The organism is Sphingomonas panaciterrae (assembly GCF_036890205.1).
Lineage (GTDB): Bacteria > Pseudomonadota > Alphaproteobacteria > Sphingomonadales > Sphingomonadaceae > Sphingomonas > Sphingomonas panaciterrae.
The window spans coordinates 11,682-24,616 of record NZ_JAKNQR010000006.1 but is presented as its reverse complement, the minus strand read 5'-3'; the positions used below and the strand labels follow the sequence as shown (position 1 = coordinate 24,616).

Annotated in this window: 14 protein-coding genes; 8 read left to right on the top strand and 6 right to left on the bottom strand. The window is 66.0% G+C overall.

Annotated elements, in window-relative coordinates; all coding sequences use genetic code 11:
- Positions 1-60: 60 nt before the first annotated feature.
- Both L8F96_RS13915 and L8F96_RS13910 read right to left on the bottom strand, forming a co-directional pair.
- Positions 61-450 carry a DUF2141 domain-containing protein gene (locus tag L8F96_RS13915; protein ID WP_125945344.1) on the bottom strand — a complete coding sequence of 130 codons (390 nt, stop codon included), beginning with the start codon at positions 448-450 and terminating at the stop codon, positions 61-63.
- Complete coding sequence (locus tag L8F96_RS13910) at positions 416-1,222, bottom strand: sterol desaturase family protein (protein ID WP_334656310.1); 807 nt, start codon at positions 1,220-1,222, stop codon at positions 416-418. The genes L8F96_RS13915 and L8F96_RS13910 overlap by 35 nt, the downstream gene beginning before the upstream one ends.
- Before the next feature lie 142 nt (positions 1,223-1,364).
- Here L8F96_RS13910 and crtY point away from each other — a divergent pair, with 142 nt between their 5' ends.
- Genes crtY through L8F96_RS13890 form a run of 4 tightly spaced genes read left to right on the top strand, consistent with a single transcriptional unit; the run spans position 1,365 to position 5,598 of the window.
- Positions 1,365-2,525 (top strand): lycopene beta-cyclase CrtY, encoded by a 1,161-nt coding sequence (gene crtY / locus L8F96_RS13905; RefSeq protein ID WP_334656309.1) that lies wholly within the window; start codon positions 1,365-1,367, stop codon positions 2,523-2,525.
- The gene (locus L8F96_RS13900) at positions 2,525-4,003 is read left to right on the top strand and encodes a phytoene desaturase (protein ID WP_334656307.1); all 1,479 of its coding nucleotides are present in this window, start codon (positions 2,525-2,527) and stop codon (positions 4,001-4,003) included. Before crtY ends, L8F96_RS13900 begins: the two co-directional genes overlap by 1 nt.
- Before the next feature lie 40 nt (positions 4,004-4,043).
- A complete protein-coding gene (locus L8F96_RS13895) occupies positions 4,044-4,625 on the top strand; it encodes an LOG family protein (RefSeq protein ID WP_125945348.1) in 582 nt (193 codons plus the stop codon).
- A gap of 34 nt (positions 4,626-4,659) precedes the next feature.
- Complete coding sequence (locus tag L8F96_RS13890) at positions 4,660-5,598, top strand: phytoene/squalene synthase family protein (protein WP_125945349.1); 939 nt, start codon at positions 4,660-4,662, stop codon at positions 5,596-5,598.
- A 24-nt stretch (positions 5,599-5,622) separates the two neighbouring features.
- On the opposite strand, the gene thrS is transcribed toward L8F96_RS13890, so the two are convergent.
- Together thrS and L8F96_RS13880 are read right to left on the bottom strand one after the other, a co-directional pair.
- The gene (gene thrS / locus L8F96_RS13885; RefSeq protein ID WP_136451071.1) at positions 5,623-7,614 is read right to left on the bottom strand and encodes a threonine--tRNA ligase; all 1,992 of its coding nucleotides are present in this window, start codon (positions 7,612-7,614) and stop codon (positions 5,623-5,625) included.
- 347 nt (positions 7,615-7,961) lie between these two features.
- Positions 7,962-8,315 (bottom strand): glycine zipper 2TM domain-containing protein, encoded by a 354-nt coding sequence (locus L8F96_RS13880; protein ID WP_334656306.1) that lies wholly within the window; start codon positions 8,313-8,315, stop codon positions 7,962-7,964.
- Between the two features lie 140 nt (positions 8,316-8,455).
- Here L8F96_RS13880 and L8F96_RS13875 point away from each other — a divergent pair, with 140 nt between their 5' ends.
- A complete protein-coding gene (locus tag L8F96_RS13875) occupies positions 8,456-9,442 on the top strand; it encodes an esterase-like activity of phytase family protein (protein WP_334656305.1) in 987 nt (328 codons plus the stop codon).
- A gap of 76 nt (positions 9,443-9,518) precedes the next feature.
- Here L8F96_RS13875 and rpmB read toward each other — a convergent pair whose 3' ends face one another.
- Positions 9,519-9,821: a 50S ribosomal protein L28 gene (gene rpmB, locus L8F96_RS13870; protein WP_046409398.1), complete on the bottom strand. Its 303-nt coding sequence runs from the start codon at positions 9,819-9,821 to the stop codon at positions 9,519-9,521.
- 141 nt (positions 9,822-9,962) lie between these two features.
- Between rpmB and L8F96_RS13865 the strand changes: the two genes are divergently transcribed.
- Together L8F96_RS13865 and L8F96_RS13860 are read left to right on the top strand one after the other, a co-directional pair.
- Positions 9,963-10,202 carry a hypothetical protein gene (locus L8F96_RS13865; RefSeq protein WP_046409396.1) on the top strand — a complete coding sequence of 80 codons (240 nt, stop codon included), beginning with the start codon at positions 9,963-9,965 and terminating at the stop codon, positions 10,200-10,202.
- Positions 10,203-10,303: 101 nt separating this feature from the next.
- Positions 10,304-10,732, top strand: coding sequence for a nucleoside deaminase (locus L8F96_RS13860; protein ID WP_046409394.1), 429 nt, complete (start codon positions 10,304-10,306; stop codon positions 10,730-10,732).
- Between the two features lie 41 nt (positions 10,733-10,773).
- On the opposite strand, the gene L8F96_RS13855 is transcribed toward L8F96_RS13860, so the two are convergent.
- On the bottom strand, positions 10,774-11,460 hold the full coding sequence (locus tag L8F96_RS13855; protein WP_136450932.1) for a YiaD family glycine zipper/OmpA-like lipoprotein: 687 nt from the start codon (positions 11,458-11,460) through the stop codon (positions 10,774-10,776).
- 132 nt (positions 11,461-11,592) lie between these two features.
- On the opposite strand from L8F96_RS13855, the gene L8F96_RS13850 reads away from it, so the two are divergent.
- Complete coding sequence (locus L8F96_RS13850) at positions 11,593-12,888, top strand: hemolysin family protein (RefSeq protein WP_046409390.1); 1,296 nt, start codon at positions 11,593-11,595, stop codon at positions 12,886-12,888.
- Positions 12,889-12,935: the final 47 nt, after the last annotated feature.

Here is a 12,935-nt window from a genome sequence, read left to right as displayed (position 1 = left end):
ACGTCCCCTAATGGTCCGCACCGTAACACTCGCCTCGCGATTTGGCTCCGGCGCGCCCGTTTACAGAATGTAACGCATCTTCACCTGTTGCTTTTCCGCATCATCCTTGATGCTGAAACGGGCGGCGTCGAACTTGGGCGGGCCGAAGCGGATCGGCGGATTGCGCGAGAAGCCAAACCCTTCGCGCGGGATGCCGGCGAACGTGTCCAGCTTGGCATTGCCATTCTCGTCATGGATAACCGCAACGGCATAGTCGCCATAGGGCAGTCCTTCGAAGCGGACCTTCCGGATATCGGCGGACACCGAACGGGTAGTGGCGTTCGTATCATCGACGCAATCGGGGAAATTGGCGGGATCGCCGGTCAGGCAGATGCGCAGCATCCCCTTGTTCGACCGGACGGCATCGAACCCGACATCAAGCCGCGCGATCGGCGCCGCCCCGATCAGCATTCCCGCCCCGAGCGCCAGCAGCAGCGCGCGCCCGGCTCCGCTCATGGCTGCGCGTGAAATCGCCGAGCCCGTCGTCGGTGCCACACAGCCGGTCCCAGAAGCGGAAATACAAACCATAATTACACCCGTAACGCTCATGATGCCGCTGGTGATGGCTGGCGGTAATCAGCCATGCCCCCACTGGGCCTTTCCACATGAACCGCGGGAAAATCTCCCAACCCATGTGATTGGTGACACCCATAACTGTCATGATGGTCAGGACCAGTCCAAGCGCACCGACGTGGATCGGAATGAGGAAGACGAGTAGCGGAATTACCACAGCGCCGGTCAGCGCCTCGATCGGGTGAAACGCCATCGCCGCCCAGGCGGTCGGCGGGCGGCTGGCGTGGTGGACGGCATGCGCGATGCGGAACGCGCGCGGCTCGTGCATCCAGCGATGCGTCCAGTAGAACCAGGTGTCATGCGCGAAGAGGTACAGCAGCACCGACAGCGGCAGATACCACAGGGGATAGGCGTGGACGTCCTCGTAGATCTGCGTCCAGCCGCGGTTCTGCCAGCCCCAGGCCACGATCCCCGCCGGCACGCCATAGATCGCGGCGGAGGCGAGGCTCCACCAGATCTCGCGCCGGATCTGCGGATCAAGCCCGGCGTACAGCGCCGGATGCCTCGCGCGCGTCGCCATGGCGAAGGCGCCGCTGGTGATCAGGTACCGCACGCCGACGATCAACGTCATCGCCACGGCGGAAAGGATGATGGCCAGCACGATCGACATGGCTCCGCTTGTACGGCCTCCGGTGATGCGGGGAAAGCGATCATGCCCGCTCCCGCGCCGCGACAGGTGGCGTTGGCTGCACACAAGGGCAATCGGGTGATCCCCGCTTCCGGTTTTGGCGGCGATCCGCTACGCGAGCGGTATGCCGGTTACCCATGAATGCGATCTCGCCATTGTCGGCGGCGGGCTGGCGGGCGGGCTCATCGCGCTGGCACTGGCGGCGCGGCGCCCGGATCTTTCGATCCGCATTGTCGAGGCGGGTGACGTGCTGGGGGGCAATCACCTCTGGTCCTTCTTCGACGCCGACGTCTCGCGCGAGGATCGCTGGCTGCTGACCCCGCTCGTCTGCCATGCCTGGCCGAGCTACGACGTGGCTTTCCCGGCGCATCGCCGCACCATCAACCAGCCTTATTATTCGATCGAGTCCGAACGCCTCGACCAAGTCGTGCGAAAGGCGCTTCCCGCCGGGTCGATCATGACCGGGTGCAAGGTGCTGGCCTGCAGCCCGACCGCCGTTGTCCTCGCCGATGGGGAGCGGATCGAGGCAAAGGGCGTGATCGACGCGCGCGGCCCGGGTGACCTGTCGATGCTGGAGGTCGGCTGGCAGAAGTTCGTCGGGCGGTTACTCGACATCCCCGCCGGGCATGGCGTCGCGCATCCGATGGTGATGGACGCGACCATCGCCCAATATGACGGCTATCGCTTCGTCTATCTGCTGCCCTTTTCACCCACTCAATTGTTCGTTGAGGACACCTATTACAGCGACAGCGCGACGCTGAACGTCGGCGCGCTCAATCGTCGGATCGATGTCTATGCCGAGGCAAAGGGCTGGGCGGCGACTCCCGCCGGGCGCGAGGAAAAGGGCGCGCTGCCGGTCGTCATCGGCGGCGATTTCGAGGCCTATTGGCGCTGGGGCGGCGCGAAAGTGGCGAAGGCAGGCGCGCGCGCGGGACTTTTTCATCCCACCACGGGTTACTCCCTGCCGGATGCGGTGCGGCTCGCCATCCGCATCGCAGAGGCAACGGATCTAAGTGGCGAAGGGCTGCACGACTTGACCCATGATTATGCCCAGGCGCGCTGGAACGAGCGGCGCTTCTACCGCATGCTCGACGCCATGCTGTTCCGCGCGGCGGAGCCGGACGCTCGGTACAAGGTGCTCGAGCGTTTTTACCGGCTGCACCCCAATCTGATCGCGCGCTTCTATGCCGCGCGCTCAACCGGCAAGGACAAGCTGCGCGTGCTGTCGGGCAAGCCCCCGGTGCCCCTTTTCCGCGCGCTGCGCGTCATCCGAAAGGCGAATTGATGCGCGCGATCGTTATTGGTGCCGGCTTCGGCGGGCTGGCGCTTGCCATTCGTCTCCAGTCGGCGGGCGTGGAAACCACCATCGTCGAGGCGCGCGACAAGCCCGGTGGCCGCGCCTACGTCTGGCAGCGCGACGGGTTCACCTTTGACGCTGGCCCGACCGTCATCACCGACCCCGCCTGCCTGTCGGAACTATGGGCGCTCACCGGCCAGGACATGGCGCGCGACGTGACGCTGGAGCCGGTGAAGCCATTCTACCGGCTGAACTGGCCCGACGGCACCAATTTCGATTACACCAACGATGACACGTTGCTGCGTGGCGAGATCGCGCGGCTCGATCCCGATGACGTCGCCGGATACGCCCGCTTCCTCGAATATTCCGCCGGCGTCTATCGCGAGGGGTATGAGAAGCTCGGCCATGTCGCGTTTCTCGACTTCGCCTCGATGATCAAGGCGGCGCCGGCGCTGGCGAAATATCAGGCGTGGCGGTCGGTCTATTCGATGGTGTCCTCGTTCGTGAAGAACGAGAAACTGCGCGAGGCCTTGTCCTTCCACACGCTGCTCGTCGGTGGCAATCCGATGACCACCAGCGCCATTTACGCGCTGATCCACAAGCTGGAGCGTGACGGCGGCGTCTGGTTCGCGCAGGGCGGCACCAACCGGCTGGTCGCCGGCATGGTGACCTTGTTCGAGCGGCTAGGCGGCACCATCCGGCTCAACGATCCGGTGGCGGAGATCGAGACGCTGGGCGACCGGGTCACCGCGGTACGCACGCAGAGCGGCTGGCGGCAGGAGGCCGACATGGTCGCCTCCAACGGCGACATCGTCCACACCTATCGCGATCTCCTGGGCACCTCGCGGTCCGCGGCGCGCACGGCAGCGCGGCTGGAGCGTAAGAAATACTCGCCCTCACTGTTCGTCGTCCATTTCGGGATCAAGGGCACGTGGCCGGGCATCCCGCACCACATGATCCTGTTCGGCCCGCGCTATAAGGGGCTGCTGGCGGACATCTACGATCATGGCGTGCTGAGCGAGGATTTCTCGCTCTACCTGCACCATCCGACCGTCACCGATCCCAGTTTGGCGCCGGAGGGCTGCTCGACCTTCTACGCGCTTGCCCCCGTGCCGCATCAGGGCAAGTTCCCGGAGGATTGGGACCGTGTCGCGCCAATCCTGGAGAAGCGGATCCTGGATGAGGTCGGCCGCCGGCTGATCCCCGACATCCACGACCGGATCGTGACCAAGTTCAGCTACACGCCGGCCGATTTCTCGCGCGATCTCAATGCGCACCTCGGCAGCGCGTTCAGCCTGGAGCCGGTGCTGACGCAGAGCGCCTATTTCCGCGTCCACAATCGTGATGACAAGATTTCGAACCTGTATTTCGTCGGTGCCGGGACTCATCCGGGCGCCGGCATCCCCGGTGTCGTCGGCAGTGCGAAGGCAACGGCGGCACTGATGCTTGAGGGAGTGAGAAGGTGACAGTCGGTGTGATCCCTTCCGTAGTAGGGAAGGGAAAGTGATGAAGCGTCTGGCGGTTTACTGTGGATCGGCGACGCCGCGCGACCCGCAATATATGGAACTGGCATGGGATGTCGGCCGCTCGCTGGCGGAGCGTGGCATTGGCGTCGTCTATGGCGGCGGTCGGCTGGGCCTGATGGGCGCCGTCGCGGATGGCGCGTTGGCGGCCGGCGGCGAAGTGATCGGCATCATCCCGCAGGCGCTGGTCAACGCAGAGGTCGCACATCGCGGCCTGACAGAACTCCACGTCGTGGAGGGGATGCACGACCGCAAGCGGGCGTTCACCGATCTGGCTGATGGCTTCGTCACCATCCCCGGCGGCACCGGCACGATGGACGAACTGTGGGAGGCGCTCAGCTGGGCGCAGATCGGCTATCACGAGGATCCGGTCGGGCTGCTCAACGCCGCTGGCTATTACGATCACCTCATCGCCTTCTGGCATAAGATGAGCGAAGTGGGCTTCCTCCGCCCACAGCATGAGGATCTGCTGATTATCGCCGATACGCTGGACGTGTTGCTCGACCGCATGGCCGCGCATCAGCCGAGCCAGCCGATCGTGCGCATGACCGCGGACGATCTTTGAGCGGTGCGATGCCCTTCGCGAAGGTGATCTGAGCATGGCCGCTCCGGCTTCCGATCGCGCCGCGCTGGTGGCGGCGGCGCGCGAATCGATCGCGCGCGGGTCGAAGAGCTTTGCCCTCGCCAGCAACCTCTTCGATCCCGAGACGCGGGAACGCGCGTGGCTGCTCTACGCCTGGTGCCGCGCCTGCGACGATATCGTCGACGGGCAGGATCACGGCCACAACGCCACCACCGTCGACGATGCCGAGGCGCGCGTCGCGATCATCGCGGAAAAGACCACGGCGGCGCTTGCCGGTCGCAGCGTCGGCGACATGCCGTTCGATGCACTGCGCGTCGTTGCGGCGGAGACGCGGCTCCCTGCGCGCTTCGCGCATGATCTGGTCACCGGATTCCGGCTCGATGCGGAAGATTGGCGGCCGCGCAGCGAGGACGATCTGTACCGTTATTGCTACCATGTCGCCGGCACCGTCGGCTGCATGATGGCGGTGATCATGGGGGTCGATCCGGCGGATGACGATACCCTGGACCGCGCGTGCGATCTGGGACTGGCGTTCCAGCTCGCCAATATCGCGCGCGATATCGAGGAGGATGATCGGATCGGCCGCTGCTATTTGCCCGACGAATGGCTGGCGGAGATGGACATTCCGCCCGGCCAGCACATGAAGCCGCCGTTCCGTGATCGCCTGGTGGTGCTCGCGCGCCGCTTGGCGGATCGCGCTGCGCTGCATGAGGCCAGCGCCCGTGTCGGCGCGGCGAAGCTGCCGCCACGCGCGCGCTGGGCAGTGCTGGCGGCGGCCGGCATCTATGGCGATATCGCGCGCGAAGTGGCGAAGCGCGGCGCGCACGCCTGGGATCACCGTGTCACCACGTCGAAGGGCGCGAAGCTGGCGTGGGTGGCGAAGGCAGCGGTGGCGGTGCGCCGGCCGGTCGCCGATACGCCGCGCGACCGCATTCTGTGGACCCGCCCCCGCTGATCGCGCGGGCGGGCCGGTATCCGATCACACCAGATCGGGCGGCGTCGCTTCCTTCACCAGCCGCGCGACGATCTCGTCCAGCGAGACGATTTCCTGCCCCTGGCTGCCCAGCCGGCGGACGGCGACCGTGCCTTCCTCCGCCTCGCGCTTGCCGACCACCAGCAGCGCCGGCACCTTCGCCAGGCTGTGCTCGCGCACCTTGTAGTTGATCTTCTCGTTGCGAAGATCCGTCTCGACGCGCAGCCCGGCCGCGGCCAGCCTGTCGCGCACGACATGCGCATAATCATCGGCCTCGGACACGATCGTCGCGACCACCGCCTGCACCGGGGACAGCCACAGCGGGAAACGTCCCGCATGATGCTCGATCAGGATGCCGATGAAGCGCTCGAACGAGCCCAAAATGGCGCGGTGAAGCATGATCGGCCGGTGCCGCTCGCCATCCTCGCCGATATAGCTCGCGTCGAGCCGCTCGGGCAGCACGGTGTCGGTCTGGATCGTCCCGACCTGCCACGTCCGCCCGATCGCGTCAGTCAGGTGGAATTCCAGCTTGGGCGCGTAGAAGGCGCCTTCGCCCTCCAGCTCCTCCCAGCCATATTCCGGCGTGTTGCGTCCCGTCGCGGCGACCGCGTCACGCAGCGACTGTTCGGACCAGTCCCACATCTCCTCGCTGCCAAACCGCTTTTCGGGGCGCAGCGCGAGCTTGATGGCATATTTCTCGAAACCGAGGTCCTTGTAGACCACGTCGAGCAGGTCGATGAACTTCGCCACCTCCTCGACCAATTGGTCCTCGCGCACGAAGATATGCGCATCGTCCTGCGTGAACTGGCGCACGCGCATGATGCCGTGCAGCGCGCCATGCGGCTCGTTGCGGTGGCAGCAGCCGAACTCCGCCATGCGGATCGGCAAGTCGCGGTACGATTTGATCCCCTGGCGGAAGATCAGCACGTGCGCCGGGCAGTTCATCGGCTTCAGCGCCATCCAGTCGGCGTCGTCGGACACCAGAGCGCCTTCGTCCTCGATGTTCGGCACCTCGTCCGGGATGACGAACATGTTCTCGCGATACTTGCCCCAGTGGCCGGAGCGCTCCCACTGGCGCGCGTCCATCACCTGCGGCGTCTTCACTTCCTCATAGCCGCCCATGTCCAGCCGGCGGCGCATATACGCCTCCAGCTGCCGCCAGATCATATAGCCCTTGGGGTGCCAGAAGACGCTGCCATGCGCCTCCTGCTGGAGGTGGAACAGGTCCATCTCCTGCCCGATCTTGCGGTGATCGCGCTTCGCCGCTTCCTCCAGCATGTGGAGGTGCGCATCGAGCTGCTTCTTGTTCAGCCAGCCCGTGCCATAGATTCGGCTCAGCATCGCGTTCTTCTGGTCGCCGCGCCAGTAAGCGCCCGAAACGCGAGTCAGCTTGAACGCCTGAGGGTCGAGCTTGCCGGTGGAGGCAAGGTGCGGCCCGCGGCACATGTCCAGCCAGTCGCCGCCCGACCAATAGACCGTCAGCTCCTCGTCATCGGGAAGCTCGGCCGCCCACTCGGCCTTGAACGTCTCGCCTTGCTGCTTCCAGCGTTCGATCAGTTGCTCGCGCGTCCACACCTCGCGGCGCAGCGGCTTGTCCGCGGCGATGATCTTGCGCATCCGCTCCTCGATCAGCGGCAGGTCCTCTTCCGTGAACGGGCCGTGGTCCGCCGGCGCGGCGAAATCGTAGTAGAAACCATCGTCGGTCGACGGGCCGAACGTGATCTGCGTGCCGGGGAACAGCTCCTGCACCGCTTCGGCCAGGACGTGCGCGTAATCGTGCCGCGCCAGTTCCAGCGCGTCCGCCTCATCGCGGTTCGTCACCAGCGCGAGGTGCGAGCTGCCCTCGAACGGGCGGTTGATGTCGCGCAGTTCGCCATCGACCCGCGCGGCGATCGCCGCCTTGGCGAGGCCCGGCCCGATGGCGGCGGCAATGTCGGCGGGCGTCGATCCCGGCGGTACCTCGCGTACCGAACCGTCCGGAAGCGTGATCGAGAGCATGGTCATGAGAGGCTTTCCTGCAATGCCGATGCGCTTAGGCGAGCGCGAACGCGACGAAAAGAGCGTCCGGTATCTGGCAGGAACGAAGTGGAGGACGCCGGCCCACCCGTTCCGGGTGAGCAGGCCGTCAGCGCATCAGCGCGTGACCGACCGCCCCCGGATGCCCGGGGTGGTGGTAGTGGTCGTGGCACGATCGTGCAGCATGAGCGGAATATAGCGTTCAGGCCGCGGGCGAACAAGCGCCGCCATCCGCACATACAACAACGGGCCCGCCCTCCCGAAGGAGAGGCGGACCCGCGCCCTCAATACGCTACGCGAGGGATACGCAGGCCGAAACGGCCATTTCGTCAGCGGCAGTACCGCGGATTGTTCGACTTCTCGATCGCGTTGCCGGCCACTGCCCCGCCGACGCCGCCGAGGACGGTGCCCAGCGCGCGGTCCCCGCGGCTGTCGATCGTGCGACCCAGCAGGCCGCCGGCGATCGCGCCGACGATGGCGCCGGTCGTGCCGTTGTTGCAGCGCTGGTTGCGATAGCGGCGATCGTAGCCGCGATAGTTGCGACGATTGTCATAGCCGCGATACTGACGCTCATAACGGTCGTAACGATCACCACCCCAGCGCTGGGCCGATGCCTCGGCGGGGATCAGAGCAACCGTGCTCATCGCGAGAGCGGCGCCAGCGAGCGAAAGCTTCTTAAACATGGGTTCGACTCCCGTTTCAAAATCCGTCCGGGAAGGCTGATGCCATCCCGATGACCATGGTTTTGCGCGATTCGCATTGAGCCGACCCTGAATGCGCTCGTTATCGACGGTTCAGGTACGTTGGTCCTATGGGCACAGCGGTGCGCCGTTCCACGTCCTTCCTCCTCTCCGTCGCTGCGGTGCTGCTGGTCGTGCCACGCTATGATGGTGCAGAGCGGCTGCCGACGATCCGCGATCGCCCGATGGTCACCGCCAACCCGTACGTGCCCGCTGGTGGCTGGCCGGATCGCATCGGCGCGTTGGCGCCCGTGGGCGGATTGACCTTGTCGAGCAGCGATCCGGCGTTCGGCGGCTTTTCTGCGCTGGCGCTACACGATGGGCGTGCGCATCTGCTCAGCGATGGGGGCAATCTCGTCACCCTCGCCCTTCGGGGCGGCACGGTGCGTGAACCGCGGGGTCACGTCCTGCGCCAAGGGCCAGGGGTGGGGTGGGACCGGCGGGATCGCGACAGCGAATCGCTGACGCTCGATCCCCGTACGGGGCACGCCTGGGTCGGCTATGAGACGCACAACCAGATCTGGCGCTACGCCCCCGGTTATGCCCGTGCCGAGCGTCACAGCGCCCCCGCTGCGATGCGCCGCTGGGAGCCGAACCTTGGCGCCGAATCACTGGTCCGGCTACGCGACGGCGTGTTCCTCACCTTTGCGGAGCGAAAGCCCAATCGCCGCACCCGCCACGGACTGTTGTTCACTGGCGATCCGACCGTGCCTGGGGCGAAGCCAATACGCTTTCTGTTCCAGCCGCCCAATCGCTACGACCCGAGCGACGCGGCCGAGCTTCCTGACGGCGACCTGCTCGTCCTCACACGCCGCTTCCAATATCCGTTCCGCTTCACTGCGAAGCTTGTCCGGATCAGCCGCGCCGACATTCAGCCGAATGCCGTGGTGTCGGGGAAGACGGTCGCGACCCTCGCTCCGCCGGTGCTGGGTGAGAATGCGGAGGGGCTGGCGATCACGCAGGAACGGGGCGAGACGATGGTGTGGATCGTCACCGACAATGACGCGATGGTGCTCCGGCCGACCTATCTGCTGAAACTGCGCTGGCCGCGATCAGAACGAGAAAAGTAGCACCGCTTCCCCTGAACGACCAAAGGCCCGCCGTCCCGAAGGACGGCAGGCCATGGTCGCGTTCCTGTCCGCTGGATCAGGCGGCGGTGGAAACCGCGGCAGCGCGCTTCTTCTTCACGTCGCGCTTCAGGCGACGTGCACGAAGCGACAGCTTCTCGTCGCTGGTCTTGACCAGCCAGTTGTCGAGACCGCCATTGTGCTCGACCGAGCGCAGGCCGTGAGTCGAAACGCGCAGACGCACGCTCTTCTCGAGCGAGTCCGACATCAGCGTCACATTCTGCAGGTTCGGCAGGAAGGTACGCTTGGTCTTGTTGTTGGCGTGGGAAACGTTGTTACCCACCTGCCGGCCCTTGCCGGTCAGCTCGCAAATGCGCGACATGGTTCAGATCCTGAGTTTCGGGTTGGCCCGGAAAGTCGGCGCCACTAGCGGTACCCCGCCGAATCGTCAAGCATCGCTACATGCAACCTAGTGGATCACCTGATCGTTGTTGCACCACCGATACGACTGGAGATCAGGATCATGCGTGCCATTCTCGTCATTCTGGGCATTGTCGCACTCGTGATTCTGGCAGGGATGGCGACGGGTTTCATCAATATCGATCAGACCCAGACCGCGCAGCTTCCCCGAATCGAGGGCGGGCAGGCACCTGAATTCAAGGCCGACGTTGGCAAGATCGACGTTGGTACCGAACGGAAGGTCATCGAAGTGCCCAAGGTCGAGGTCCAGCGCCCGGGTGCCTCGCCCACGCCGGCGCAATGATTCGCCCGGCGCGCTGACTCCGTCGCTGGCGTTGTAATCGGCGATGGCCTGAGCCCCGCCGGCGGGGCATAGCGGCGGCGATGTTCCCTCTCCCTGATCCCATGGCCAGCGCCCTGGCTGCCGCACGCGAGGCGGCCCTGGAGGGCGAAGTGCCCGTCGGCGCGGCGATCACGCTGGAAGGACAGATTGTCGCGGTCGCCGCCAATGCGCCGCGCCGCCTCCACGATCCGACCGCCCATGCCGAGATGCAGGTCATCCGCGCCGCCGCCCGGCTGCTCGCGCGCGACCGGCTGGAGGATTGCGATCTCTGGGTGACGCTGGAACCGTGCGCGATGTGCGCCGGCGCCATCGCCCATGCCCGGATCAGGCGGCTCTATTATGGCGCATCCGATCCGAAGGGCGGGGCCGTCGAATATGGCCCGCGCTTCTTCTCGCAGCCAACCTGCCACCACCGCCCGGACGTCTATGGCGGGATCGGCGCGCGCGAGGCCGGTGACCTGCTGCGCGATTTCTTCGTCGCCCGTCGCTAGCGACGACCGCGGCCGCACCGGCGACCGCGGTCCGCATCTGCTTACTGGCGGTAACCCAGCTCGTTCTCCGAGATCGGCACGATCTTGATCTCGACGCGGCGGTTGGCTGCGCGGCCTTCCTCGGTCTCGTTGGTCGCAATCGGCTGGGTCTCGCCAAAGCCGCGAATACCGATGCGCGCGCGCTGCACGCCATGGCTGGACAGATAATCGGCAACGGCCGTCGCGCGCCGCTCCGACAGGCCCTGGTTATAGGCGTCGCTGCCGGTCGAATCGGTATGGCCGTACACGTCGATATAGGTGCGGTTGTACTCGCCCAGCACGCTCGCCACCCGGTCCAGCGTCTGCTGGAACTGCGGCTGCACCGCGGCCGAATTGTACGCGAAGTTGATGCCGCTCGGGATGTTCAGCAGCAGATCGTCGCCTTGGCGGATCACCTGCACGTCTGTGCCGGCGGTGCGGGCGCGCAGATCGCGCTCTTGCTTGTCCATATAGGCGCCGATCCCCGCGCCGGCGATGCCGCCGATCCCTGCGCCGACGATCTTCTCCGTCCGGTCGCGCCGGCCACCGACAAGGTCGCCCAGCAGATAGCCGCCCAATGCGCCGCCGATGCCGCCGATCGCCGCCTTCGAGATCCGCCGCTCACCGGTTTCCGGGTCGGTGGTGCAGGCCGCCGTGGTCACCAGCGCGCCACTCACAATCAATCCGACCAGCGCAGACTTCACTCGCATCATAAAACCCCTTTGTTCCGTGTCCGGGGCTGAAACCCGGCCCCGCTACGGGTTGTTCCGTATCCGGGCTGAACCGCAAATGACGCGAATGGTTGTGGAGCGCGGCGAATCCCGCCAAGAGAGTTCCACATCATGCTACCGCCGTTCCCCTGGATCGACGTCCTCATCATTCTTGCGCTGGTCGCCCTCAACGGCGTCTTCGCGATGAGCGAGCTCGCGATCGTTTCGTCCCGCAAGGCCCGTCTCGAAGCAATGGTGCGCAGCGGCAAGCCCGGTGCGCGGGCCGCGATGGCGCTGGCCGCCGACCCGGGCAAATTTCTCTCCACAGTGCAGATCGGGATCACGCTGATCGGTATCGGCACCGGGGCCTATTCGGGTGCCAGCCTTGGCACCCCCACGGCTGCCAGGCTGGAGGCATTGGGCATGCCGACGGCATTGGCGAACAATGTCGCGGTGGCGCTGGTCATCGGGCTTACGACCTATGCCTCGCTGATCATTGGCGAATTGGTTCCCAAGCAGATCGCGCTGCGCAATCCGGAGCCGGTGGCCAGCTGGCTGGCGCTGCCGATGACGTGGCTCGCCGTCCTGACCAAGCCGATCGTCTGGGTGCTCGATGCGTCCAGCATCCTGATCTTCCGCCTGCTGGGGCTGAACCGCGAATCGGAGGAGCATGTCACGGCGGAGGAACTGCACCTGATCGTCGCCGAGGCGAGCAAGTCGGGCGTGATCGAGGAGCATGAACGCTCGATCATCTCCGGCGTGGTGCGGCTCGCCGATCGCCCGGTGCGCGAGGTGATGACGCCGCGCACTGAGGTCGACTGGCTCGATTCGGGGCTCGACGATGCCGCGATCCGCGCGAAGCTGCTGGCGACGCCGCACAGCCGCCTGCCCGTTGCGGACGGGTCGATCGATGCGGTGATCGGTGTGATCCAGGCGCGCGATGTGGCGGCGGCGCTCGCCCGCGGCGACTCGCTCGACCTGAAGCAGCTGGTGCGAAAGGCACCGTTCGTGGTCGATCAGATCGACGCGATGGACGCGCTCGACGCGCTGCGCCGCGCTGATGTGCCCATGGCGCTGATTCACGACGAATATGGCCATTTTGAAGGGATCGTGACCCCGGCCAATCTGCTCGCGGCAATTGCGGGCGAGTTTGCATCCGATGCCGAACCGGGTGAGGCCCCCAACATCGTCGAGCGCGACGACGGCTCCTTGCTGGTCGCGGGTACCACCTCGGCCGACACGCTGGCCGAGCGGCTGGGCATCGAGCTTCCCGAGGACCGCGATTATGCGACCGCCGCCGGCCTGGCGCTGGCGATCTTCCGCCACTTGCCGGTCGAGGGCGAAAGCTTCGTCGAACAGGGCTGGCGCTTCGAGGTGGTCGATCTCGACGGCCGCCGGATCGACAAGCTGCTGGTGCGCACCGCCTGACCGGCGCGTGGGGTGGGGGCAGCCCGCTGCTCCCCGTCCCTCTGGCT